This window comes from Pseudomonas sp. GOM7, from assembly GCF_026723825.1.
GTDB lineage: Bacteria > Pseudomonadota > Gammaproteobacteria > Pseudomonadales > Pseudomonadaceae > Aquipseudomonas.
Genome location: NZ_CP113519.1, coordinates 5,188,372 through 5,213,008, shown reverse-complemented (window position 1 = coordinate 5,213,008; position 24,637 = coordinate 5,188,372). Strand labels below are relative to the sequence as shown.

The 24,637-nt window shown below is 60.6% G+C and carries 18 protein-coding genes, 2 tRNA genes and 3 rRNA genes; 13 read left to right on the top strand and 10 right to left on the bottom strand.

Annotation, left to right across the window (positions count from 1 at the left end; all coding sequences use genetic code 11):
- Window positions 1-37: 37 nt before the first annotated feature.
- Window positions 38-1,342: a CitMHS family transporter gene (locus OU800_RS23230; protein WP_268179848.1), complete on the bottom strand. Its 1,305-nt coding sequence runs from the start codon at window positions 1,340-1,342 to the stop codon at window positions 38-40.
- A gap of 203 nt (window positions 1,343-1,545) precedes the next feature.
- Complete coding sequence (locus tag OU800_RS23225; RefSeq protein ID WP_268184419.1) at window positions 1,546-2,415, bottom strand: AEC family transporter; 870 nt, start codon at window positions 2,413-2,415, stop codon at window positions 1,546-1,548.
- A gap of 106 nt (window positions 2,416-2,521) precedes the next feature.
- On the opposite strand from OU800_RS23225, the gene OU800_RS23220 reads away from it, so the two are divergent.
- A complete protein-coding gene (locus OU800_RS23220) occupies window positions 2,522-2,926 on the top strand; it encodes a GFA family protein (protein ID WP_268179846.1) in 405 nt (134 codons plus the stop codon).
- 71 nt (window positions 2,927-2,997) lie between these two features.
- Here OU800_RS23220 and OU800_RS23215 read toward each other — a convergent pair whose 3' ends face one another.
- The 8 genes from OU800_RS23215 to OU800_RS23180 all read right to left on the bottom strand — a co-directional run bounded on the left by OU800_RS23215 (window position 2,998) and on the right by OU800_RS23180 (window position 10,671).
- Window positions 2,998-4,953 (bottom strand): DUF7844 domain-containing protein, encoded by a 1,956-nt coding sequence (locus tag OU800_RS23215; protein WP_268179844.1) that lies wholly within the window; start codon window positions 4,951-4,953, stop codon window positions 2,998-3,000.
- Window positions 4,950-5,270 (bottom strand): DUF2388 domain-containing protein, encoded by a 321-nt coding sequence (locus OU800_RS23210; RefSeq protein ID WP_268179842.1) that lies wholly within the window; start codon window positions 5,268-5,270, stop codon window positions 4,950-4,952. The genes OU800_RS23215 and OU800_RS23210 overlap by 4 nt, the downstream gene beginning before the upstream one ends.
- Window positions 5,271-5,394: 124 nt before the next feature.
- Entirely contained in the window at window positions 5,395-5,715 is a 321-nt protein-coding gene (locus OU800_RS23205; protein ID WP_268179840.1) for a DUF2388 domain-containing protein, read from the bottom strand.
- 140 nt (window positions 5,716-5,855) lie between these two features.
- The gene (locus tag OU800_RS23200; RefSeq protein ID WP_268179838.1) at window positions 5,856-6,071 is read right to left on the bottom strand and encodes a DUF1127 domain-containing protein; all 216 of its coding nucleotides are present in this window, start codon (window positions 6,069-6,071) and stop codon (window positions 5,856-5,858) included.
- A 356-nt stretch (window positions 6,072-6,427) separates the two neighbouring features.
- Window positions 6,428-7,864, bottom strand: coding sequence for an NAD(P)(+) transhydrogenase (Re/Si-specific) subunit beta (locus OU800_RS23195; RefSeq protein WP_268179837.1), 1,437 nt, complete (start codon window positions 7,862-7,864; stop codon window positions 6,428-6,430).
- A gap of 3 nt (window positions 7,865-7,867) precedes the next feature.
- On the bottom strand, window positions 7,868-8,179 hold the full coding sequence (locus OU800_RS23190) for an NAD(P) transhydrogenase subunit alpha (protein WP_027591131.1): 312 nt from the start codon (window positions 8,177-8,179) through the stop codon (window positions 7,868-7,870).
- An 11-nt stretch (window positions 8,180-8,190) separates the two neighbouring features.
- Complete coding sequence (locus OU800_RS23185) at window positions 8,191-9,312, bottom strand: Re/Si-specific NAD(P)(+) transhydrogenase subunit alpha (RefSeq protein WP_268179834.1); 1,122 nt, start codon at window positions 9,310-9,312, stop codon at window positions 8,191-8,193.
- 417 nt (window positions 9,313-9,729) lie between these two features.
- A complete protein-coding gene (locus tag OU800_RS23180; RefSeq protein WP_268179831.1) occupies window positions 9,730-10,671 on the bottom strand; it encodes a LysR family transcriptional regulator in 942 nt (313 codons plus the stop codon).
- A gap of 168 nt (window positions 10,672-10,839) precedes the next feature.
- Between OU800_RS23180 and OU800_RS23175 the strand changes: the two genes are divergently transcribed.
- The 12 genes from OU800_RS23175 to OU800_RS23120 all read left to right on the top strand — a co-directional run bounded on the left by OU800_RS23175 (window position 10,840) and on the right by OU800_RS23120 (window position 24,505).
- Entirely contained in the window at window positions 10,840-12,018 is a 1,179-nt protein-coding gene (locus tag OU800_RS23175) for an acyl-CoA dehydrogenase (protein ID WP_268179829.1), read from the top strand.
- 70 nt (window positions 12,019-12,088) lie between these two features.
- Window positions 12,089-13,312, top strand: coding sequence for a CaiB/BaiF CoA transferase family protein (locus OU800_RS23170; protein ID WP_268179827.1), 1,224 nt, complete (start codon window positions 12,089-12,091; stop codon window positions 13,310-13,312).
- 539 nt (window positions 13,313-13,851) lie between these two features.
- Window positions 13,852-15,388: ribosomal RNA gene (locus tag OU800_RS23165) — 16S ribosomal RNA — on the top strand.
- 85 nt (window positions 15,389-15,473) lie between these two features.
- Window positions 15,474-15,550, top strand: a tRNA-Ile gene (locus tag OU800_RS23160).
- Between the two features lie 22 nt (window positions 15,551-15,572).
- Window positions 15,573-15,648: transfer RNA gene (locus OU800_RS23155), tRNA-Ala, on the top strand.
- A 257-nt stretch (window positions 15,649-15,905) separates the two neighbouring features.
- Window positions 15,906-18,798, top strand: a 23S ribosomal RNA gene (locus tag OU800_RS23150).
- Between the two features lie 138 nt (window positions 18,799-18,936).
- A 5S ribosomal RNA gene (gene rrf, locus OU800_RS23145) occupies window positions 18,937-19,052 on the top strand.
- Together the 16S, 23S and 5S rRNA genes with 2 tRNA genes alongside form the textbook arrangement of a ribosomal RNA operon.
- A 311-nt stretch (window positions 19,053-19,363) precedes the next feature.
- Window positions 19,364-19,915, top strand: a complete 552-nt coding sequence (locus OU800_RS23140) for a chorismate--pyruvate lyase family protein (protein WP_268179826.1) — start codon at window positions 19,364-19,366, stop codon at window positions 19,913-19,915.
- 165 nt (window positions 19,916-20,080) lie between these two features.
- On the top strand, window positions 20,081-20,974 hold the full coding sequence (gene ubiA, locus OU800_RS23135) for a 4-hydroxybenzoate octaprenyltransferase (RefSeq protein WP_268179824.1): 894 nt from the start codon (window positions 20,081-20,083) through the stop codon (window positions 20,972-20,974).
- Window positions 20,975-21,053: 79 nt separating this feature from the next.
- Entirely contained in the window at window positions 21,054-21,743 is a 690-nt protein-coding gene (phoB, locus tag OU800_RS23130; protein WP_268179822.1) for a phosphate regulon transcriptional regulator PhoB, read from the top strand.
- A 48-nt stretch (window positions 21,744-21,791) separates the two neighbouring features.
- A complete protein-coding gene (phoR, locus tag OU800_RS23125; protein WP_442964797.1) occupies window positions 21,792-23,102 on the top strand; it encodes a phosphate regulon sensor histidine kinase PhoR in 1,311 nt (436 codons plus the stop codon).
- Between the two features lie 62 nt (window positions 23,103-23,164).
- Entirely contained in the window at window positions 23,165-24,505 is a 1,341-nt protein-coding gene (locus OU800_RS23120) for a hemolysin family protein (RefSeq protein ID WP_268179818.1), read from the top strand.
- Window positions 24,506-24,637: the final 132 nt, after the last annotated feature.

Here is a 24,637-nt window from a genome sequence, read left to right as displayed (position 1 = left end):
CACGGCTGCTTGTGAAAATTTCGTCAAATCACGATTTTCAGCGACTCAGCAGTGGGAAGACACCCAGCAGCAGCGCCGCCGCCAGGATAGCCATGCAGACCAGCACCGCCCATTTCAGAGTGAAGCGCTGCAGGTCGCCGAACTCGATCTTGGCCAGGCCAATCAACAGGTAGGTCGAGGGCACCAGCGGGCTGAGCAGGTGCACCGGCTGGCCAACGATCGAGGCGCGAGCCATTTCCACGGCACTGATGCCGTAGTTCGAAGCCGCCTGGTTGAGCACTGGCAGAATGCCGTAATAGAAGGCGTCGTTGGACATGAAGAAGGTGAACGGCATGCTCACCAGCGCGGTGATCACCGCCAGGTAGGGGCCGAAGGCATCCGGGATCACGGCCAGCAGACTCTTGGACATGGCTTCGACCATGCCGGTGCCGCTGAGAATGCCGGTGAAGATGCCTGCCGCGAAGATCAGGCCGACCACGGCCAGGACGTTACCGGCATGGGCGGCGACGCGTTCCTTCTGCTGTTGCAGGCAGGGGTAGTTGATGATCATGGCGATGCTGAAGGCGATCATGAACAGCACCGGCATCGGCAGCAGGCCAGCAATCAGGGTGCTCATCAGTACCACGGTGAGGATCGCATTGATCCACAGCAGTTTCGGCCGGCGCGCTTCCGGGAATTGCGAAACGCTGATCTCTTCCTGCTGCAGTTGCTCGTCCGGCAGTTGCAGTACACCCAGGCGCTTGCGCTCGCGCAGGCCGTACAGGTAGGCGATAGCGAACAGGACGATGGCGCCGAGCATCATGCCGGGAATCATCGGCACGAATACATGCGACGGGTCGACGTGCAGGGCGCTGGCGGCACGTGCGGTCGGGCCGCCCCAGGGCGTCATGTTCATGATGCCGCCGGCCATGATGATCAGGCCGGCCATGATGGTCGGGCTCATCTTCAGGCGGCTGTAGAGCGGTAGCATGGCGCCAACGCAGATCATGTAGGTGGTCGAACCGTCGCCATCGAGCGATACGATCAGGGCCAGAGCCACGGTGCCCATTGCCACTTTCAGCGGGTCACCCTTGACCAGTTTGAGGATCAGGCGCACGGGCGGATCGAACAGGCCCGAGTCGATCATGATGGCGAAATAAAGGATGGCGAACATCAGCATCACGCCAGTAGGCGCGAGCTTGCTGATGCCTTCGAGCATCATCGGGCCGATCTGCGTGGCGAAACCGCCGATCAGAGCAAAGAGGATGGGGATGATGATCAGCGCGATCAGCGCCGACAGACGTCTGCTCATGATCAGGAACATGAAGGTCGAGACCATGGCGAAGCCAAGGAAAGTCAGCATGGCGGTTCTCCGTGAGTCAGATTGAGTAGCAGGCGCTGAGGCGCGCGCGCAGACAAGCACGGAGGGGTAGGGCACGGAGCATGGTTGGGCTACCTGTATTGTTTTTGTAGGCTGCCGAACCTGTCAGGTACCGGCGACCGCGCCATGCTAGATACAGTCGCTTTCGGCGAGCTTTCAGCTTGCCACCAATCGTCTACCGGAGTTCAGGGTGCCAGGGCGGCCATCACCAGTAGCAGGCTGCCAGCCGCGAGCAGGGTCTGCAGGGTGATGATGCCGGCCATCAACTGGCTGTCGCCGCCGAGCTGGCGGGTCAGCACGTAGGCGGTGGGCGCGGTGGGTAGGGCGAAGAACAGTACCAGCACGGCACTTTCCATGGACGGCAGGCTTAATCCCCAGGCCACGCCCCAGGCCAGCAGCGGCATGGCCAGCAGGCGCAGGGTGCTGTTCCAGCCCAGCGCGGGAATCTCGCCGCCCAGTTGCTCGGGCTTGAGCGCCGCACCGACGCAGAGCAGACCCAGTGGCAGACTGGCGGCGGCGAGCAGACTGAGCAGGCGATCCGTACCGCCCGGCAGGCCGATGCCGGTGAGGTTGAACAATGCGCCGCCGACACAGGCGAGGATCAGCGGGTTCTTGATGATCGGCAGCAACAGGCTGCGCGCGCTGACGCCGCGCTCGGCGGTCAGCGACCACACCGACAGCACATTCACCGTAGGCACCATCAGGGCGAGCATGATGGCTGCCAGGGTCAGGCCTGGCTGACCGAACAGGCTGCCGACAGCGGCCAGGCCGAGGTAGGTGTTGAAGCGCAGGATACCCTGGCTGAATGCCCCGAAGCGCCCTGCCGGCCAGCTGCGTAGACGGCGTATCAGCAGCAGGGCGATCCAGGCGATGCCGAGACCGAGCAGCACCGCCAGGGCCAGGCGCGGCAAGGCCGGATTGTTCAACGGTGCCTTGGCCAGGCTGGAGAACAGCAGGGCAGGGAACAGGATGAAGTAGTTGAGGCGCTCGGCGCCAGGCCAGAAGGCCTCGCTGGGAAACTCACGCGAGCGTAGCCAGTAGCCGGCGACTATCATGGCGAACAACGGCCACAGGGCCAGCAGCAGATCGATCACGGCAATTCTCGGTGGCGATGGTCGCGCTATCTTGGTCAGCGGGGCGGGGCAATGCAAGGAGGGGCGAATGAGCGAGCGTCATGAAGGTGGCTGTCAGTGCGGGGCGCTGCGTTATCGCATCGAGGCCGTGTTGCACGACAGTGCGCATTGCCACTGCGCGATCTGCCGACGCAGCAGCGGCGGCATTCTCACCACCTGGGTCACGGTGCCGCGCCAGGCGTTCCAGTGGCTGCGGGGCACGCCGAAGGCCTTCGCCTCTTCGGCTAGCTGCACGCGCTATTTCTGCGGCGACTGCGGTGCACACTTGGCGCTGTTCACCTCGCTCAGCCCGCAGACGCTGGACGTGACCGTGGCTACCCTCGACGAGCCCGAGCAGGTCCCGGCCAATCGGCATATCTGGGTAGGCAGCCGACTGCCCTGGCTGACGGTCGATCCGCAACTGCCGGAAGAAGACGAAGAGATCATCCCGTAGCCCGGCTGCAATCCGGGGGCTGGGCAGAGCGATTTCCCGGATTTCATCCGGGCTACTCATTACTCTCGAGGCTAGGGTAACTGCAGGCCGCCGCTGGCCTTGTGCAGGGCACGCAGGTGTTCACCCAGGGCGAGCAGGTTGGCTTCGTTGGCTTCCAGTTCGGCTCGGCGCTCGGGCAGCAACAGGTTGCGCACTTCGCCGTCCAGTTCATCGCTGAGCTGGCGCAGTTGCTGCTGGCGTTCGCGGCTGCTCGCCTCCAGGCGCTCCCATTCCTGTTGCTGCGGCAGCCCGTAGCCGCCTTCGAGCAATTCGGCCGGGCGACTTAGAAAACCGCTGTTGGTCAGTATCTGCTCCAGCGCGGCGCCGGCCTTGTTCAGGCTCGGGTCGCCGGCCGCGCGGCCGGTCAGGTAGCGGCGCTTGAGTTCGTCCTGGGCGAGCAGCAGTTGTCGGCGTAGCGCTGCTTGCTCCAGCAGCAGCAGGGCGGCGCTGGCGCGCAGGTCGGCCTTGGCGAACCATTGCTGGCGCTGCTGCGCAGGTTGTGCCAGCCAGGTTTCCACGTTGTCCTGAGTGATCGGCAGGCGCTGACGCAGCACGGCGAACATGGCCTGGTAGCGGTCACGGAAAGAGTCGAAGCGGTAGCCCAGGCGCAGGGCTTCGCGCGGGTCGTCCAGTACCGAGGTGTCGGCCAGCCCGCGCGCTGCCAACATGTCCAGCAGGCCGTTGGGCAGGATGCTGTCGAGGGCTTGTAGGCGCGGATTGCCGGTACCGCTGCGCAGTAGCTTGAGGGTTTCCACCGCGCAGTTGTTGGAGATGAAGTAGTAGTCGCCGTCATAGCTCCAGTGCTGCTCGGCGGCCCGTGCCACCAGGCGCTCCAGTTCGTCGCGCGACAGGCGCAGCGGTACCGAGGCCAGGCTGCGCAGCTCGACCTTGGTGTATTCGTCGATCACCTGTTCCAGCGGCAGGACGAACAGGCGCGAAGGATAGGCGCCGGTCAGCCCGTCCCAGCTCGACAGTTGCACATCGCCGACGAAGGCGCGGTAGGACAGCACCAGGTGCTGGTCGAGATCCAACCGACAATCCGGGCCGCGCGGTCGTCCAGGTGCACAGATCACCAGGCGCAGCATGCTGTGGCCCCAGCGGCTCATCCAGGCGTCGTTGGCTTCGGCCAACAGGTAGTCCACGGCGTAGACCCGTTCGGGGTCTATGCGCGCCAGCGGCTGACGAGCGAAGTCGCGCCCGGCGTTGAGGTAGGCATAGCCCTCGGCGCAGGGCTGGCTTGGCGGCGTCCAGTCGAAATGCTCACGGAAGTAGCGGGCCAGGGACGGGCGGCGGCAGGCGTAACTGGGGTCGAGCAGAAAGTACTCGAGGTTGACTGCGACGAACTCCAGCGGGTTGCTTAGCTCGTAGCTGTCTGGGCTGCGCGCCACCTGACCGTTGTCGATATCACGCGCGCCGCGCCGACCGACCCGTTGTGGCCAGCCGGCCAGGTCGAGCAGGTGTGGATCGTCGCTGAGGGTAAAACGGCGCTCGGTCTGGCCGCGACAGGCATCTGGCAGCCCGACCAGCCCTGTGGATTTGGTGCGTTGCCGGCACAGGACGATCTGCCGGCGTTGGGCGGCGGGCCAGAGGCGGGCGCGGTCGTAGAGATGAGTCAGCTCATGCAGCAAGGTGGCCAGCAGTTCCTGGCGCTGGGTGCCATGGGGGCGACCGGTGCGGTTCTGCGCTGCCGAGCCATCGACCAGTTTCGGCAGCAGTCCGGCGTTGAGTTCGATACCGCTATAGCGCCCGACCTGGCCGTACACCTCGGCCGGCATGTCGGCGCGCCAACTGACCCGCACCTGGCGATCCAGGCGTTCGACGAAGCGCGGCGGCAGTGCTGCCATGGCCTCGTCAAGCAGAGCATGGCTGGCCTGGCGTTGGCCGGCGTCGAGGCCGCGGTTGTCCAGGGTCAATCGCAATTGCGCCTGGGCGACGCCTGCGGCCAGGGCCAGCAGCGCGCCGCAGCACCAGGCGGCAAGGCGTATCACAGGGCGAGGATGGCTTCGGCCAGTTGCAGATCGCTGGCGCTTTGCGCCTCGGGCAATTGCTGGCGGAGGGTTTGCAGCGCAGCTTCCAGTTGTGCGCCGCGAATCTCGCCAGCGCTGGCGACGAAGCTGGCGGCATCGTCACGGGCCTGTACCACGGCTTTCATGTCACGTATCGAGGTGGTGGTATCGGAGGTGAAGTTGATGCTGCGATCCAGGGCGCGCACCACGATGTTACTGGTGGCGACCACGGTTTGCGCCTGGGCGATACCGCTGAACAGGGCGCAGGCAGCTAGGGCGATGACGAGTGAACGACGCATGAGATAGCTCCGGGAACTGCAGGACGGACGATTGGACGCGCCCTGGCCAGCGCGGTTCCGCTGGCGAGGGTGTCGCCGTAGTTTACGGGGCGAAGGCGCGGCGGTCAGCAGCGGCGCGGTGCATTCAGCGCGCGAGGATGGCGCTGGCCAGTTGCAGGTCGCTGACGCTTTGCAGGGCCGCCGACTGGCTCCGCAGATAGCGCAGTGCACTTTCCAGTCGAACCCCGCGCACCTGGCCATTGCTGGCGATGAAGCTGGCGGCATCATCCTGGGCGGCTTGCACGACCTTGCTGTCGCGCAGCGAGGAGGTGGCGTCCGAGCTGGCTTCTGCGCTGCCCGCCAAGGCACTGCCGAGGGTATCGGTGGTGGCGACGAAGCTGCTCGCAGAGGCAGCGCCTGCCAGTGTCATCAGGAGGGTGAGGCTGATCAGGTAACGGATGTGCATGGCAAGGCTCCGAAAATGCCGCCTCGTTATCGTTGAGCGGTCAGGCGAGCTTATGCAGGGCGTGAATAAAACGAAAGCCCTACCGCGCAGAGACGGTAGAGCTCTCAGAAGATCCCGTAACGGGATGGAGCAAAGGGGTATCAGCGCCAGAACGGCTTCTGCAGTTCGAGGTAACGCTGATCTTCGGTGATGCCGGCGTCGGCCAGCAGGCGGGCATCGAGTCGAGCCAGTTGACGACGGCTGACGATGCGGCGCTGCCACTGGGTGACGGTGGCGATCACGCGGAGCGGCCAGGGGGACTTGTCACTGGCGGCGCTGTGGGTCTGGAGCAGGGCGGAACTGAGGGTACGTTCCATGATGTTCATCCTTCCGCTTGTGGCGGGGTGTGTTTGCTGTCGATGGGCAAATTATCCCGAGCGCAGAGAAGACCCAGTAGTCACAGATGGAGAAAATTGTCGTGCTATTAGATAGGTTGCTTTGTAACTGTTATATAAAAATTTGATTTAACTGTACCGGTAATAAGTGAAAATACTGGGTGCAACCATAATTCTCAGTGTTTTTAACTGGGTGCAACCCAAAAAATACAGCCTTTCAAGCAGTACAGTTTGGAATTGATTGGCTTTTGTTTCTGACCTGAAAATCAATTTTTCCCGAGAACCCGGACACAAAAAACCCGGCACGAGGCCGGGTTTCCTGTCGGGTTGGTCAGCGCTTATTCAACGGCCTTGACCATGTCCTCGATGACCTTCTTGGCATCACCGAAGACCATCATGGTCTTGTCCATGTAGAACAGTTCATTGTCCAGGCCGGCGTAGCCGCTGGCCATCGAGCGCTTGTTGACGATCACGGTTTTGGCCTTGTACGCCTCGAGGATCGGCATGCCGGCGATCGGCGACTTCGGATCGTTCTTCGCCGCCGGGTTGACCACGTCGTTGGCGCCAAGCACCAGCACCACGTCGGTCTGCCCGAATTCGGAGTTGATGTCCTCCATCTCGAACACCTGCTCGTAGGGCACCTCGGCCTCGGCCAGCAGCACGTTCATATGGCCCGGCATACGACCGGCCACCGGGTGGATCGCGTACTTCACGGTGACGCCGCGGTGGGTCAGCTTCTCCGCCAGCTCCATCAGCGCGTGCTGGGCACGGGCCACTGCCAGGCCGTAACCGGGGACGATGACCACGGTGTCGGCGTTGGTCAGCAGGAAGGCGGCGTCGTCGGAGGAACCCGACTTGACGCTGCGTTGCTCCTGGCTGCCCGCGGCGGCACCCGCGTCGGCATCGGCACCGAAACCGCCGAGGATGACGTTGAAGAACGAGCGGTTCATCGCCTTGCACATGATGTACGAGAGGATGGCGCCCGAGGAGCCCACCAGGGAGCCGGCGACGATCAGCATGGAGTTGTTCAGCGAGAAGCCGATACCGGCCGCTGCCCAGCCCGAGTAGCTGTTGAGCATCGACACCACCACCGGCATGTCGGCGCCGCCGATGGGGATGATGATCAGCACGCCGATGACGAAGGCCAGGGCCACCAGGATGGCGAAGGCGCGGATGTCGCCGGTGAAGGTGAAGTACAGGCCCAGTGCGACGATGGCGATGCCCACCAGCAGGTTCAGCAGGTGCTGGCCCTTGAACACCACGGGCGCGCCCTGGAACAGGCGGAACTTGTACTTGCCCGACAGCTTGCCGAAGGCGATCACCGAACCGGAGAAGGTGATGGCGCCGATGGCGGCACCGAGGAACAGCTCCAGGCGATTACCGGCTGGAATCGCATCACCCAGGGCGGCGACGATGCCCAGCGACTGCGGCTCGACCACGGCGGCGATGGCGATGAACACGGCGGCCAGGCCGATCATGCTGTGCATGAATGCGACCAGTTCCGGCATCTTGGTCATCTCGACGCGCTTGGCCATGATCGAGCCAGCGGTACCGCCGACCAGCAGGCCGACGATGACGAAGCCGATGCCCTGCACGGCCAGCTCTGCGCCCAGCTTGTGAATCAGGCCGACGGTGGTGAGCACGGCGATGGCCATGCCGACCATGCCGAACAGGTTGCCGCGCCGCGAGGTGGTCGGGTGCGACAGACCCTTGAGCGCCTGGATGAAACACACCGAGGCGACAAGGTAGAGAACGGTGATCAGATTCATGCTCATCGCTTACTTCTCCACCTGGGCCTTGGGGGCCTTCTTCTTGAACATTTCCAGCATGCGCCGGGTGACCAGGAAGCCACCGAATACGTTCACCGCCGCCAGGGCCACGGCCAGGGTGCCCATGGCCTTGCCCAGCGGGGTGACGGTGAGCGCGGCGGCCAGCATGGCGCCGACGATGACGATGGCGGAAATGGCGTTGGTCACGGCCATCAGCGGGGTGTGCAGGGCCGGGGTGACGTTCCACACCACGTGGTAGCCGACGTAGATGGCCAGCACGAAGATGATCAGGTTGTAGATGCCGTCGGAAATCAGATCCATGTCCCTACTCCTTAGCTGTTCTTGCGCACGACTTCGCCGGCGTTGCACATCAGGCAGGCCGCGACGATGTCGTCTTCGAGGTTGAGCTGGAACTGGCCTTCCTTGTCGATCACGAGCTTGAGGAAGTCCAGCAGGTTGCGTGCATACAGGGCGGAGGCATCTGCCGGCACCAGGGCGGCCAGGTTGGTATGGCCGACGAAGGTGACGCCATGCTTGACCACCACCTGGTCGGCTTCGGTCAGCGGGCAGTTGCCGCCCTGAGCGGCGGCCAGGTCGATGACCACGGAGCCCGGCTTCATTTCCTGTACGGTGGCTTCGTGCAGCAGCGTCGGTGCCTTGCGGCCCGGGATCAACGCGGTGGTGATGACGATATCGGCCTGCTTGGCGCGCTCGTGCACGGCCTTGGCCTGGCGTTCCATCCACGAGGCCGGCATCGGCCGGGCGTAGCCGCCCACGCCCTGGGCGCATTCGCGCTCCTCGTCGGTCTCGAACGGCACGTCGACGAACTTGGCGCCGAGCGACTCGATCTGCTCCTTCACGGCCGGGCGCACGTCGGAGGCCTCGATCACCGCACCCAGGCGTTTGGCTGTGGCGATGGCCTGCAGGCCGGCGACGCCGGCACCGAGGATCAGCACGCGGGCGGCCTTCACCGTACCGGCGGCGGTCATCAGCATGGGCATGAAGCGCGGATAGTGGTTGGCGGCGAGCATCACGGCCTTGTAGCCGGCGATGTTGGCCTGCGAGCTCAGCACGTCCAGGCTCTGCGCGCGGGAGGTACGCGGCGCGGCCTCCAGGGCGAAGGCGGTGATGCCGCGGGCGTTCATGCGCGCAATGGTGTCGTTGCAGAAGGGGTTGAGCATGCCCACCAGCACGGCGCCGTTCTTCATCTGCGCCAGTTCGGCGTCGGTCGGCGCGACCACCTTGAGCACCAGGTCGGCGCCGAAGGCGGCCGCATCGTTGCCAATGGTGGCGCCAGCGGCTTCATAGGCGCTGTCCGGGATGCTGGCGCTGATGCCGGCGCCGGTCTGGACGGTCACCTGGTGGCCTTGGCCAACCAGTTTCTTGACGGTCTCGGGCGTCGCGGCAACCCGCGTCTCCCCAGCATGGGTTTCGAGAGGAACACCAATGTGCACTTCTAATCTCCTGCGTGATCTTTTTTGTGAACCGGTGCACTGCGCTGGCGCGCCGGCGATTGGGGATCAGCACAACACCTGCCGGAAGAGGGCGGGCGCGGCGATTGTGCAATCGAATGCAGACCCTTACAAGAAGTTATGGAGTAAAAAAAATGGATTACTACAAGTAATGGGTCTATGAGGGATTTTTATACTGCGGCAAGCCCGCGTCATCTCTGGGGAACAGCAGGTTTTACGGGCTTTGTGCTGCACGCGCGGCATTCATCGAGCGAATGACCGTTGGTCGCATTGGCTGCAGTGTGAAAAGTCACGAACGGGGCGTTCAAAATTGTGGAATCACCCGAAAGTACTGGGCATGGCGCGCATTGGCTCAAGAGTGGCGCTGTAGTGTGACCAATTTGTTGCTACCCGTCTTGCTCATGACTTTTTTGACTTTCTCTTGCCATCTTCGTGGCGCTGGAGCTCGCCCTCGCGGTAGGCGCTTGCTTGCAGCAGGAGCCAGTCGCGGAAGGCCTTGAGCGCCGCCGACTCGGCCTTGCGCTCCGGCACCATCAGGTAATAGGCGCGATCGTTGTTCGGTACCGCACGATCGAGGGCGATCACCAGGCTGCCATCCTGCAGCTCGCGCTGGATCAGGAAGGGCGGAATCAGCGCCACACCCATTTCGTGTCGCGCGGCCTGGGCGAGCATGGAAAACAGCTCCAGGCGCGGGCCGGTCATGTCACGGGAGACATTCATGCCCTGAGCCGCGAACCATTGGCGCCAGGCATAGGGGCGAGTGGTCTGCTGCAGCAGTGGTAGCGTTGCAATGCGCTCGGCTGTGACCGGGCTCTCGCCGAGCAAGGCCGGGCTGCACACCGGCAGCAGGTGCTCGTGCATTAAAAAATGCGCCTCGGTACCTGACCATTCGGCATCGCCGTAATAGATGGCGGCATCGAAATGGGTGTCGGCGAACAGGAAGGGACGGGTGCGGTTGGTCAGGTGCACCGTTACCTGCGGATGCAGTTGCTGGAATGTGCGCAGACGCGGCAGCAGCCATTGTGTGCCGAAGGTGGGAACCACTGCCAGCTCGATGCTGCTGGTGCCCTGGTTGCCCATCAGTGCCAGGGTGTCGCGCTCCACCGCATCCAGTTGCGCGGCCACCTTGCGGCTATAGGCGACGCCGGCCTCGGTCAGCACCACGCCGCGCCGTGAGCGGCGGAACAGCTCGACATTGAGAAAGCTCTCCAGTCCACCGATCTGCCGGCAGATTGCGCTTTGCGTCAGGCTGAGCTCATCGGCGGCCTTGGTGAAGCTCTGATGGCGCGCAGCAGCCTCGAAGGCGACCAGTGCGGCGGTGCTGGGGATCTTGCGGCGCATTTATGCAAAGGCCTCACTCATGAGCCATGAATATAGTCTTGCAGGCTATCTTGAAGTGAGTAAAAAGCACAGATCTGTGCAAATTCTGCGTTTGCCCGTCGCACCAGGTCGGCCTAGGATCGGTGTCATTCATCGACTGCTCTATTCACTGCTTCGAGGTTTTTCGCGATGGCCAAGGCAAGCTTCAACTGGATCGACCCGCTCCTGCTCGATCAGCAACTGACCGAAGAAGAGCGCATGGTGCGTGACAGCGCCCAGCAGTTCGCCAATGACAAACTGGCGCCGCGCGTGCTGGAGGCTTTCCGTCACGAGCGCACTGATCCTGCGATCTTCCGCGAGATGGGCGAAACCGGCTTGCTTGGTGCGACTATCCCTGAGGCATACGGCGGCAGCGGCCTCAACTACGTGTGCTATGGCCTGATCGCCCGTGAAGTGGAGCGTATCGACTCCGGTTACCGCTCGATGATGAGCGTGCAGTCGTCTCTGGTCATGGTGCCGATCAATGAGTTTGGCAATGAAGCGACCAAGCGGAAATACCTGCCCAAGCTGGCCAGCGGCGAATATATCGGCTGTTTCGGCCTGACCGAGCCGAACCACGGTTCCGATCCGGGCTCGATGGTGACCCGCGCCAAGAAGGTTGAGGGCGGCTACCGCCTGAGCGGCAGCAAGATGTGGATCACCAACAGCCCCATCGCCGATGTGTTCGTGGTCTGGGCCAAGGATGATGCCGGCGAAATTCGCGGCTTCGTGCTGGAGAAGGGCTGGGAGGGGCTGTCTGCTCCGGCGATTCACGGCAAGGTCGGCCTGCGCGCTTCGATCACCGGTGAGATCGTCATGGACAACGTATTCTGCCCCGAAGAGAACGCCTTCCCCGATGTGCGCGGCTTGCGCGGCCCCTTCACCTGCCTGAACTCTGCCCGTTACGGTATCAGTTGGGGTGCCCTGGGCGCTGCCGAATTCTGCTGGCACACCGCGCGCCAGTACGTGCTCGATCGCAACCAGTTCGGCCGGCCGCTGGCGGCCAATCAGCTGATCCAGAAGAAGCTGGCTGACATGCAGACCGAGATCACTCTCGCCCTGCAAGGCTGCCTGCGTCTCGGTCGGATGAAGGACGAAGGCACCGCTGCGGTGGAAATCACCTCCATCATGAAGCGCAACAGTTGCGGCAAGGCGCTGGACATCGCCCGTATGGCCCGCGACATGCTGGGTGGCAACGGCATCAGCGACGAGTTCGGTATCGCCCGTCACCTGGTCAACCTCGAGGTGGTCAACACCTATGAGGGCACCCATGACGTGCATGCGCTGATCCTTGGTCGCGCGCAGACCGGTATCCAGGCGTTTTTCTAACGGTAGTAGGGTGCGCTATGCGCACCACCGAGTGGTTCATGGTGCGCGCGGCGCACCCTACGGAGTTCTCATGGCCGGTGCCCTTTCGCATATTCGCGTGCTCGATCTGTCCCGTGTGCTCGCTGGACCCTGGAGTGGTCAGATCCTCGGTGACCTGGGCGCCGAGGTGATCAAGGTCGAGCGGCCGGGTACCGGCGACGACACTCGGCACTGGGGCCCTCCTTATATAAAGGATGCCGAGGGCAACGACTCGCGGGAGGCGGCCTATTTCCAGAGTGCCAACCGCAACAAGCAGTCGCTGACCCTGGATTTCACCCAGCCCGAAGGCCAGCGCCTGGTGCGTGAGCTGGTCGCGCAGTGCGACGTGCTGTTGGAGAACTTCAAGGTCGGCGGGCTGGCGGCCTATGGCCTCGACTACGAGTCCTTGAAAGCGATCAACCCGCGCCTGATCTATTGCTCCATCACCGGCTTCGGCCAGACCGGCCCCTACGCCAAGCGTGCCGGTTACGACTTCATGATCCAGGGTCTCGGTGGTCTGATGAGCCTGACCGGGCGACCGGAGGGGGAGGAAGGGGCTGGGCCGATCAAGGTCGGCGTGGCACTGACCGATATCCTCACTGGCCTCTATGCCACCGTAGGTGTGCTGGCTGCGCTGAATCAGCGCGAGCAGTCCGGTATTGGCCAGCATATAGACGTAGCGCTGCTGGACGTGCAGGTGGCCTGTCTGGCCAACCAGGCCATGAACTACCTGGCCACCGGTGTATCGCCCAAGCGCCTGGGTAATGCTCATCCCAATATCGTGCCTTACCAGGATTTTCCCAGTGCCGATGGCAGTTTCATCCTGGCCGTGGGCAACGATGGGCAGTTCCGCAAGTTCTGCAAGGTGGCGGGTATCGCCCATCTTGCGGACGATTCACGCTTCGCCAGCAACAAGGCACGGGTGGCGCACCGTGCCGAGCTGATCCCGCTATTGCGCCAGGCCACGGTATTCAAGACCACGGCGCAATGGGTCGAGCTGCTGGAGAAGGCTGGAGTGCCCTGTGGGCCGATCAACGATCTGCAGCAAGTGTTCGCCGATCCGCAGGTGCAGGCGCGCGGCCTGCGCCTCGATCTGCCCAATGCCCTGGGTAGCGCCACGCCGCAGGTCGCCAGCCCGTTGCGTCTGTCTGCTACGCCGGTCGCCTACCGAGCGGCGCCTCCCTTGCTGGGCCAGCATACCGATGCTCTGCTGGAGCGGCTGCTGGGCATGAGCGAGGCGCAGGTTGCCGAGCTGCGCAAGGCGGGGGTGATCTGAGGTCTTTCGTTTCTATACATGAGAGAGCTGGAAGCACCTGATCTATATATGAATATTTTTGCATGTCAGGGGTTTACAGCTCGCCAAGCTCATGTAGAATGCGCGCCTCGCTGAGACGAACCCAGGTTTGACGAAGCGCTAAGTTGTTGAGATAGAAAGAAAATTTCTTCAAAAAACAACTTGACGAAGTAACGAGGTGCTGTAGAATGCGCGCCTCACCGAAGCGGAAAAAATGAAGCTGAGGTTGCTGCAAGTGGTTGAGTAGAAAGAAGTTTCTCCGGAAATAAAGTCGAAAAACAGCTTGACAGAAAGAAAGGCTGCTGTAGAATGTGCGGCCTGGTTGAGGCGAGAGGCTTAACCAACTGTTCTTTAACAACTGAATCAAGCAATTCGTGTGGGTGCTTGTGAGGTAAGCCTGATAGTCGACAGATTATCAGCATCACAAAGCAACACTCGTGAATTCGAGAGTTACTCTTTTAAGTAAGAGATTTGCGATTGCTGAGCCAAGTTTAGGGTTTTCTCAAAACCCAAGCAGTATTGAACTGAAGAGTTTGATCATGGCTCAGATTGAACGCTGGCGGCAGGCCTAACACATGCAAGTCGAGCGGATGAGAGGAGCTTGCTCCTTGATTTAGCGGCGGACGGGTGAGTAATGCCTAGGAATCTGCCTGGTAGTGGGGGATAACGTTCCGAAAGGAACGCTAATACCGCATACGTCCTACGGGAGAAAGCAGGGGACCTTCGGGCCTTGCGCTATCAGATGAGCCTAGGTCGGATTAGCTAGTTGGTGAGGTAATGGCTCACCAAGGCGACGATCCGTAACTGGTCTGAGAGGATGATCAGTCACACTGGAACTGAGACACGGTCCAGACTCCTACGGGAGGCAGCAGTGGGGAATATTGGACAATGGGCGAAAGCCTGATCCAGCCATGCCGCGTGTGTGAAGAAGGTCTTCGGATTGTAAAGCACTTTAAGTTGGGAGGAAGGGTTGTACGTTAATACCGTGCAATTTTGACGTTACCGACAGAATAAGCACCGGCTAACTTCGTGCCAGCAGCCGCGGTAATACGAAGGGTGCAAGCGTTAATCGGAATTACTGGGCGTAAAGCGCGCGTAGGTGGTTCGTTAAGTTGGATGTGAAAGCCCCGGGCTCAACCTGGGAACTGCATCCAAAACTGGCGAGCTAGAGTACGGTAGAGGGTGGTGGAATTTCCTGTGTAGCGGTGAAATGCGTAGATATAGGAAGGAACACCAGTGGCGAAGGCGACCACCTGGACTGATACTGACACTGAGGTGCGAAAGCGTGGGGAGCAAACAGGATTAGATACCCTGGTAGTCCACGCCGTAAACGATGTCAACTAGCCGTTGGAATCCTTGAGATTTTAGTGGCGCAGCTAACGCATTAAGTTGACCGCCTGGGGAGTACGGCCGCAAGGTTAAAACTCAAATGAATTGACGGGGGCCCGCACAAGCGGTGGAGCATGTGGTTTAATTCGAAGCAACGCGAAGAACCTTACCTGGCCTTGACATGCTGAGAACTTTCCAGAGATGGATTGGTGCCTTCGGGAACTCAGACACAGGTGCTGCATGGCTGTCGTCAGCTCGTGTCGTGAGATGTTGGGTTAAGTCCCGTAACGAGCGCAACCCTTGTCCTTAGTTACCAGCACGTTATGGTGGGCACTCTAAGGAGACTGCCGGTGACAAACCGGAGGAAGGTGGGGATGACGTCAAGTCATCATGGCCCTTACGGCCAGGGCTACACACGTGCTACAATGGTCGGTACAAAGGGTTGCCAAGCCGCGAGGTGGAGCTAATCCCATAAAACCGATCGTAGTCCGGATCGCAGTCTGCAACTCGACTGCGTGAAGTCGGAATCGCTAGTAATCGTGAATCAGAATGTCACGGTGAATACGTTCCCGGGCCTTGTACACACCGCCCGTCACACCATGGGAGTGGGTTGCTCCAGAAGTAGCTAGTCTAACCTTCGGGGGGACGGTTACCACGGAGTGATTCATGACTGGGGTGAAGTCGTAACAAGGTAGCCGTAGGGGAACCTGCGGCTGGATCACCTCCTTAATCGAAGACATCAGCTTCTTCATAAGTTCCCACACGAATTGCTTGATTCATAGTCGAAGACGATGCTGTAACGCGACCCTGTTATAGGTCTGTAGCTCAGTTGGTTAGAGCGCACCCCTGATAAGGGTGAGGTCGGCAGTTCAAATCTGCCCAGACCTACCAATTGCTTGGTGCAGAAGATTACGGGGCCATAGCTCAGCTGGGAGAGCGCCTGCTTTGCACGCAGGAGGTCAGCGGTTCGATCCCGCTTGGCTCCACCACTCTCGCGCGTTGCGGTAGAAGGAAAGAGTTCAGAAATGAGCACTTCAGGGTAGACCTGGTGAGTGCTGATTTCTGGTCTTTTGACCGGTAGAAACATCGTTCTTTAAAAATTTGGATATGTGATAGAAGTGACTGATTGATTGCTTTCACTGGCAATTGATCTGGTCAAGGTAAAATTTGTAGTTCTCAAGACGCAAATTTTCGGCGAATGTCGTCTTCACGATTGAGACAGTAACCAGATTGCTTGGGGTTATATGGTCAAGTGAAGAAGCGCATACGGTGGATGCCTTGGCAGTCAGAGGCGATGAAAGACGTGGTAGCCTGCGAAAAGCTTTGGGGAGTCGGCAAACAGACTGTGATCCAGAGATGTCTGAATGGGGGAACCCACCTAGGATAACCTAGGTATCTTGTACTGAATCCATAGGTGCAAGAGGCGAACCAGGGGAACTGAAACATCTAAGTACCCTGAGGAAAAGAAATCAACCGAGATTCCCTAAGTAGTGGCGAGCGAACGGGGACTAGCCCTTAAGTTGATTTGAGTGTAGTGGAAGGCTCTGGAAAGTGCCGCCGTAGTGGGTGATAGCCCCGTACACGAAACGCTCTTATCAATGAAATCGAGTAGGACGGGGCACGAGAAACCTTGTCTGAACATGGGGGGACCATCCTCCAAGGCTAAATACTACTGACTGACCGATAGTGAACCAGTACCGTGAGGGAAAGGCGAAAAGAACCCCGGAGAGGGGAGTGAAATAGAACCTGAAACCGTATGCGTACAAGCAGTGGGAGCCTACTTTGTTGGGTGACTGCGTACCTTTTGTATAATGGGTCAGCGACTTATATTCAGTGGCGAGCTTAACCGAATAGGGGAGGCGTAGCGAAAGCGAGTCTTAATAGGGCGCTTTAGTCGCTGGGTATAGACCCGAAACCGGGCGATCTATCCATGGGCAGGTTGAAGGTTAGGTAACACTGACTGGAGGACCGAACCGACTACCGTTGAAAAGTTAGCGGATGACCTGTGGATCGGAGTGAAAGGCTAATCAAGCTCGGAGATAGCTGGTTCTCCTCGAAAGCTATTTAGGTAGCGCCTCGTGTATCACTGCTGGGGGTAGAGCACTGTTTCGGCTAGGGGGTCATCCCGACTTACCAAACCGATGCAAACTCCGAATACCAGCAAGTGTCAGCACGGGAGACACACGGCGGGTGCTAACGTCCGTCGTGAAAAGGGAAACAACCCAGACCGTCAGCTAAGGTCCCAAAGTTATGGTTAAGTGGGAAACGATGTGGGAAGGCTTAGACAGCTAGGAGGTTGGCTTAGAAGCAGCCATCCTTTAAAGAAAGCGTAATAGCTCACTAGTCGAGTCGGCCTGCGCGGAAGATGTAACGGGGCTCAAACCATACACCGAAGCTACGGGTTCATCCTTTGGATGAGCGGTAGAGGAGCGTTCTGTAAGCCTGTGAAGGTGAGTTGAGAAGCTTGCTGGAGGTATCAGAAGTGCGAATGCTGACATGAGTAACGACAATGCGAGTGAAAAACTCGCACGCCGAAAGACCAAGGTTTCCTGCGCAACGTTAATCGACGCAGGGTGAGTCGGCCCCTAAGGCGAGGCAGAAATGCGTAGTCGATGGGAAACGGGTTAATATTCCCGTACTTCTAGTTACTGCGATGGAGGGACGGAGAAGGCTAGGCCAGCACGGCGTTGGTTGTCCGTGTTTAAGGCGGTAGGCTGGTTTCTTAGGTAAATCCGGGAGATCAAGGCCGAGAGCTGATGACGAGCGTTCTTTTAGAATGCGAAGTGGTTGATGCCATGCTTCCAGGAAAAGCTTCTAAGCTTCAGGTAACTAGGAACCGTACCCCAAACCGACACAGGTGGTTAGGTAGAGAATACCAAGGCGCTTGAGAGAACTCGGGTGAAGGAACTAGGCAAAATGGCACCGTAACTTCGGGAGAAGGTGCGCCGGTGAGGGTGAAGCATTTACTGCGTAAGCCCATGCCGGTCGAAGATACCAGGCCGCTGCGACTGTTTATTAAAAACACAGCACTCTGCAAACACGAAAGTGGACGTATAGGGTGTGACGCCTGCCCGGTGCCGGAAGGTTAATTGATGGGGTTAGCGCAAGCGAAGCTCTTGATCGAAGCCCCGGTAAACGGCGGCCGTAACTATAACGGTCCTAAGGTAGCGAAATTCCTTGTCGGGTAAGTTCCGACCTGCACGAATGGCGTAACGATGGCGGCGCTGTCTCCACCCGAGACTCAGTGAAATTGAAATCGCTGTGAAGATGCAGTGTATCCGCGGCTAGACGGAAAGACCCCGTGAACCTTTACTATAGCTTTGCACTGGACTTTGAGCTTGCTTGTGTAGGATAGGTGGGAGGCTTTGAAGTGGGGACGCCAGTTCTCATGGAGCCATCCTTGAAATACCACCCTGGCAACCTTGAGGTTCTAACTCTGGCCCGTCATCCGGGTCGAGGACAGTGTATGGTGGGTAGTTTGACTGGGGCGGTCTCCTCCCAAAGAGTAACGGAGGAGTACGAAGGTGCGCTCAGACCGGTCGGAAATCGGTCGTAGAGTATAAAGGCAAAAGCGCGCTTGACTGCGAGACAGACACGTCGAGCAGGTACGAAAGTAGGTCTTAGTGATCCGGTGGTTCTGTATGGAAGGGCCATCGCTCAACGGATAAAAGGTACTCCGGGGATAACAGGCTGATACCGCCCAAGAGTTCATATCGACGGCGGTGTTTGGCACCTCGATGTCGGCTCATCACATCCTGGGGCTGAAGCCGGTCCCAAGGGTATGGCTGTTCGCCATTTAAAGTGGTACGCGAGCTGGGTTTAGAACGTCGTGAGACAGTTCGGTCCCTATCTGCCGTGGACGTTTGAGATTTGAGAGGGGCTGACCTTAGTACGAGAGGACCGGGTTGGACGAACCTCTGGTGTTCCGGTTGTCACGCCAGTGGCACTGCCGGGTAGCTATGTTCGGAAGAGATAACCGCTGAAAGCATCTAAGCGGGAAACTTGCCTCAAGATGAGATCTCACTGGAGCCTCGAGCTCCCTAAAGGGCCGTCGGAGACTACGACGTTGATAGGTTGGGTGTGTAAGCGCTGTGAGGCGTTGAGCTAACCAATACTAATTGCCCGTGAGGCTTGACCATATAACACCCAAACAATCTGCCCTCGTGCAGAGGGTGTCGATGGTGAAGTCGACAGAAAGCCGAAAATTTGCAAGAACTACAAAGCTTCTATCACGTATCCAGGGGATAGCGTCTAACGACGAGATCCCAACCGAATTGCTTGACGACCATAGAGCGTTGGAACCACCTGATCCCATCCCGAACTCAGTAGTGAAACGACGCATCGCCGATGGTAGTGTGGTGCTTCACCATGTGAGAGTAGGTCATCGTCAAGCTCCTATACGAACGCCCTGATCAGGTAACTGGTCAGGGCGTTCTTCTATGTGCGCGAAAAATGGCAGGTGGCGGTGAGAGTCCCGGAGTGCCGGCCAGATCATCGTCAAGCTCCTATACGAAACCCCAGATCGCCAACGCGGTCTGGGGTTTCTTCTTTGCGCCGGGAAAAGCCGAAACCTGGCGTAGGGTGCGCTGTGCGCACCGATGCTCCGGGTTTATGGCCATGGTGCGCGCAGCGCACCCTACGCTGGCTGACAGAGCCGTGTGCCGTGCTAGACTCGCGCGCTTTCGATCTGTGTGATTTCTCACCGTGCCGCACACCGCTTCCGCTCATGCCCCCTGTTGGCTGCCCCTGGCCCGGCTGGATCCTCAGCCTGCTGCCGATGTGAACGGCTGGCTGTTCAATGAGGACTCGTTGACCCGCCGCCTCACCGCGCTTTCCGCTGGCGGTTTCTCCGTGACGCCCCTGCAGGAGGGCTGGCAGGCTCTGCGCCAGGACGAATGTGCCGCACTCGGCGTGACCGCTGGCAGCCAGGGCTGGGTGCGTGAGGTGTATTTACGCGGGCATGGGCAGCCCTGGGTATTCGCCCGTAGCGTGGCCGCCCGCAGCGTTCTGGAGGGTTCCGGGCTGAATCTGGCGGAGCTGGGCAGTCGTTCGCTCGGCGAGCTGTTGTTCAGTGACAAGGCCTTCGACCGGGGTGAGCTTCAGGCCTGCCGTTACCCCGCCGCCTGGTTGCCGGCAGAGGTGTGTGCGGAACATCTGTGGGCACGTCGTTCATGCTTCAGCCGTGGCGCCTTGGGCGTGCTGGTGGCCGAGGTCTTTCTGCCGGCCTTCTGGCTGGCGGCGGGTATCGAGGCGTAAGGAGAAAACCGCGCAGTGCTTCTCACCGGCCATCTGCGCTACGCGAAGGCGCAGCCGTACCCTGTGCCTGTATCGGTGGCTGAAAAAAGCGTCGACTACGCGCCCCGATCCACCCTACGCTGGCATGCCCCGTATAATCCGCGCAACCTGCACGGAGACGCTTCGATGTATACCCGCCTGCTGCAATCGACCAATCGCCTGCACCCGCGTGCCTGGGACTTCATCCAGTTGATGCGCCTGGACAAGCCCATCGGCATCTACCTGCTGCTCTGGCCCACCTTGTGGGCGCTGTGGGTCGCTTCGGCAGGACTGCCCAGCATGAAGAACTTGTTGATCTTCGTCTTCGGCGTGATCTTCATGCGCGCGGCCGGCTGTGTGATCAATGACTACGCCGACCGCAATTTCGACGGCCATGTCAGTCGCACCCAGTTGCGCCCGCTGGCCAGCGGCAAGATCAAACCACGCGAAGCGCTGGTGTTGTTCGCCGTGCTGGTGGCGATGAGTTTCGTGCTGGTGCTGTTCACCAACGGCACGACCATCTGGCTGTCCTTCGGCGGCCTGGCCCTGGCGGCCTGCTATCCCTTCATGAAGCGCTACACCTTCTACCCGCAGGTGGTGCTGGGCGCCGCGTTCTCCTGGGGGATGCCGATGGCGTTCAGCGCTGTCAGCGGTGAGCTGCCACCTCCCGAAGCCTGGCTGCTGTATATCGCCAACCTGCTGTGGACGGTGGCCTACGATACTTATTACGCCATGGCCGACCGCGAGGACGACCTGAAGATCGGGGTGAAGTCGACTGCCATTCTGTTCGGCGATGCCGACCGTCTGATCATCGCCACCCTGCAGGGCCTGGCACAGCTCTGTCTGCTGCTGGCGGGCGCGCGTTTCGAGCTGGGTGTGCCCTTCCAGCTCGGTTTGCTGGGGGCTGCTGCCTGTTTCATCTGGGAGTACCACAGAACTCGTCGGCGCGAGCCCATGGTCTGTTTCCAGGCCTTTCTGCACAACCATTGGGCAGGCCTGGCGATCTTTGCCGGGATCCTGGCCGATTATGCGCTGCGCTGAGCATCGGCCTGTCATATCGCTGCAATAATTCCGTTATCTAATGCGGCGCACGACAGCATAACGAGCAGAGGCAAGGCCAATGGTTGGCAAGAACATCCTCATCGTCGATGACGAAGCACCGATCCGTGAAATGATTGCGGTTGCCCTGGAAATGGCCGGCTACGAATGCCTGGAGGCAGAGAATGCGCAGCAGGCGCATGCCGTGATCGTCGATCGCAAACCCGATCTGATCCTGTTGGACTGGATGTTGCCCGGCACCAGCGGTATCGAGCTGGCTCGCCGTCTCAAGCGTGACGAGCTGACCGGCGACATCCCGATCATCATGCTCACCGCCAAGGGTGAAGAGGACAACAAGATCCAGGGCCTGGAAGTCGGTGCCGACGATTACATCACCAAGCCCTTTTCGCCGCGCGAACTGGTGGCACGTCTCAAGGCCGTGCTGCGCCGCGCCGGCCCCAGTGACAGCGAAGCGCCGATCGAGGTCGGTGGTCTGCTGCTCGATCCGGTCAGCCATCGCGTGACCATCGATGGCAAGCCGGCCGAAATGGGGCCGACCGAATATCGCCTGTTGCAGTTCTTCATGACCCATCAGGAACGCGCCTATACCCGTGGCCAGTTGCTCGATCAGGTCTGGGGTGGCAACGTCTACGTCGAGGAGCGCACGGTGGACGTGCACATTCGCCGTCTGCGCAAGGCGCTGGGTGAGGTCTACGAGAATCTGGTGCAGACGGTACGTGGCACTGGCTATCGTTTCTCCACCAAAGGCTGATAGCGCGCACCTGTTGCCCATGCCCGCTGCAAGACAAGGAAGCGTTTCATCGTGAACCAAGACTGGCGTGGCGCCGTAGTGCGCCGCTTGCTGCTACTGATCGGTGTCTGCCTGCTGCTTGGTTTCATCACCGGGGAATATGCCTGGGTGCTGGTCATCGGGCTTGCCCTCCACCTGGGGTGGACGCTCAGCCAGTTGCTGCGCCTGCACAAATGGCTGCGCGAGCATCGCCCGGATGAGCCCCCGCCCGACGGCTACGGCCTGTGGGGTGAGGTATTCGACAGCATCTACCACTTGCAGCGGCGCAACCAGAAGGCGCGTGGGCGTTTGCAGGCGGTGATCGACCGGGTGCAGGAATCCACCGCTGCGCTCAAGGATGCCGTGGTGATGCTCGACAGCCATGGCAACCTGGAGTGGTGGAACCTGGCGGCAGAAACCCTGCTGGGCCTGAAGACCCCTCAGGACAGCGGCCAGCCCCTGGCGCACCTGCTACGCGATCCCCGTTTCAAGGAGTATTTCGAGCGCGGCAATTATGCCGAGGCGTTGGAGATTCCCTCGCCGGTCAGTGATCGTCGGCGTCTGCAGATGCACATTACCCAGTACGGCAATCGTGAACACCTGCTGCTGGTGCGTGACGTCACCCGTCTCCATCAACTGGAGCAGATGCGCAAGGATTTCGTCGCCAACGTTTCCCATGAGCTGCGCACGCCACTGACGGTGATCGCCGGCTACCTGGAAACCCTGTTGGACAACGTCGAGGCGGTGAATCCCCGCTGGCTGCGGGCGTTGCAGCAGATGCAGCAGCAGGGTGCGCGCATGCAGACCCTGCTCAATGACCTGTTGCTGCTGGCCAAGCTGGAGGCTACCGATTACCCCTCCGACAACCAGCCGGTGGCGGTCGATCTGCTGCTGCTGTCGATCAGGAACGACGCCCAGGCGCTGTCGGGCGACCAGCATCACCGTATCAGCCTGGAGGCCGATGCCCATCTCAAGCTCAAGGGCAGCGAGGCGGAGCTGCGCAGCGCCTTCTCCAATCTGGTATTCAACGCCGTGAAGTACACCCCGGCCGGTGGCGACATACAGATTCGCTGGTGGGGCGACGAGCAGGGGGCGCACCTGTCCGTGCAGGACAGCGGCATGGGCATCGAGGCCAGGCACCTGCCACGCCTGACCGAGCGCTTCTATCGGGTCGACTCCAGTCGTGCCAGCAATACCGGCGGTACCGGGTTGGGGTTGGCGATCGTCAAGCACGTGCTGCTGCGCCATCGCGGTCGTCTGGAGATCGTCAGCGCACTGGGCCAGGGCAGTACCTTCACCTGTCACTTCGCGACGGCACAGGTGGTGCAGCGCGGCCGCTGATGACTTGCAATCGCCGCGCACAGCCCCCAACCTAAGCCGATCATTAGCCAAGCCTGACATCCATGGATCCTTCCCCGAGTCTTTCCTCCTCTGCTTATCTGGCCGACTTCGGCCTCATGCTGTTCGCCCTGTTCCTGGTCCTGCTCAACGGTTTCTTCGTCGCTGCCGAGTTCGCCATCGTGCGCTTGCGTTCCACCAAGGTGGATAGCCTGGCCGAGGCCCATGGCTGGCGTGGGCGTATCCTGCGCACCGTGCACAACCAGATGGATGCTTACCTCTCCGCCTGTCAGTTGGGTATCACCCTGGCGTCGCTGGGCCTGGGCTGGGTCGGTGAGCCGGCCTTCGCCGAGCTGCTCACGCCGTTGCTCGGTGCTCTGGGTATCGAATCGCCCAAGCTGGTGCATGGCATCGCCTTCTTCACCGCGTTCTCGATCATTTCCTACCTGCACATCGTCATCGGTGAACTGGCGCCCAAGTCCTGGGCTATCCGCAAGCCGGAGCTGCTCTCGCTGTGGACGGCGGCGCCGCTGTACGCCTTCTACTGGCTGATGTACCCGGCGATCTTCGTGCTCAATGCCAGTGCCAACGCCATTCTGCGCATCGCCGGGCAAGGTGAGCCGGGGCCGCACCATGAGCATCACTACAGCCGCGATGAGCTCAAGCTGATCCTGCACTCCAGCCGCGCCAGCAATGACAGCGATCAGGACATGCGCGTGCTGGCCTCGGCGGTGGAGCTTGGCGAGCTGGAAGTGGTGGACTGGGCCAACTCGCGCGAGGATCTGGTCTATCTGGAAGTCAATGCCAGCCTCGATCAGGTGTTCACCACCTTCCGCCGACACAAGTACAGCCGCTACCCGATCTTCGACGAGAGCAAGGGCGAGTTCGTCGGCGTACTGCACATCAAGGATCTGTTGCTGCAGTTGTCGCTGCTGGAGATGCTGCCTTCGGCGCTCAAGCTGGCGGATCTGATGCACCCGCTGGAACGGGTCAGCCGCCACCTGCCGTTGTCGCAGTTGCTCGAGCGCTTCCGCCAGGGCGGCGCGCACTTCGCTCTGGTCGAGGAAGCTGATGGCAAGGTGATCGGCTACCTGACCATGGAGGATGTGCTCGAGGCGCTGGTCGGCGACATTCAGGATGAACACCGCAAGGCCGAGCGCGGCATCCTCGCCTACCAGCCAGGCAAGCTGCTGGTGCGTGGTGATACGCCGCTGGCGAAGATCGAGCGCCTGCTCGGCGTCGACCTCGACCATATCGAGGCCGAAACCCTCGCCGGGCTGATCTACGACAGCCTCAAGCGCATGCCCGAGGAAGAAGAGGTGCTGGAGACCGAGGGTCTGCGCATCATCGTCAAGAAGATGAAGGGGCCGAAGGTGGTGCTGGCCAAGGTGCTGAAGATCGATTGACTGCGCCTGCCACCGCTCGCTCGGACGGTGGCAGGCGACCTCCTTTTGCTCGATTCCTCCCATGCGAAGCGTCTGGTGTCAGGCCTCGTTCAGTTTCGCAACCACTCATCGTATTTACCGAATCGCAGTCGC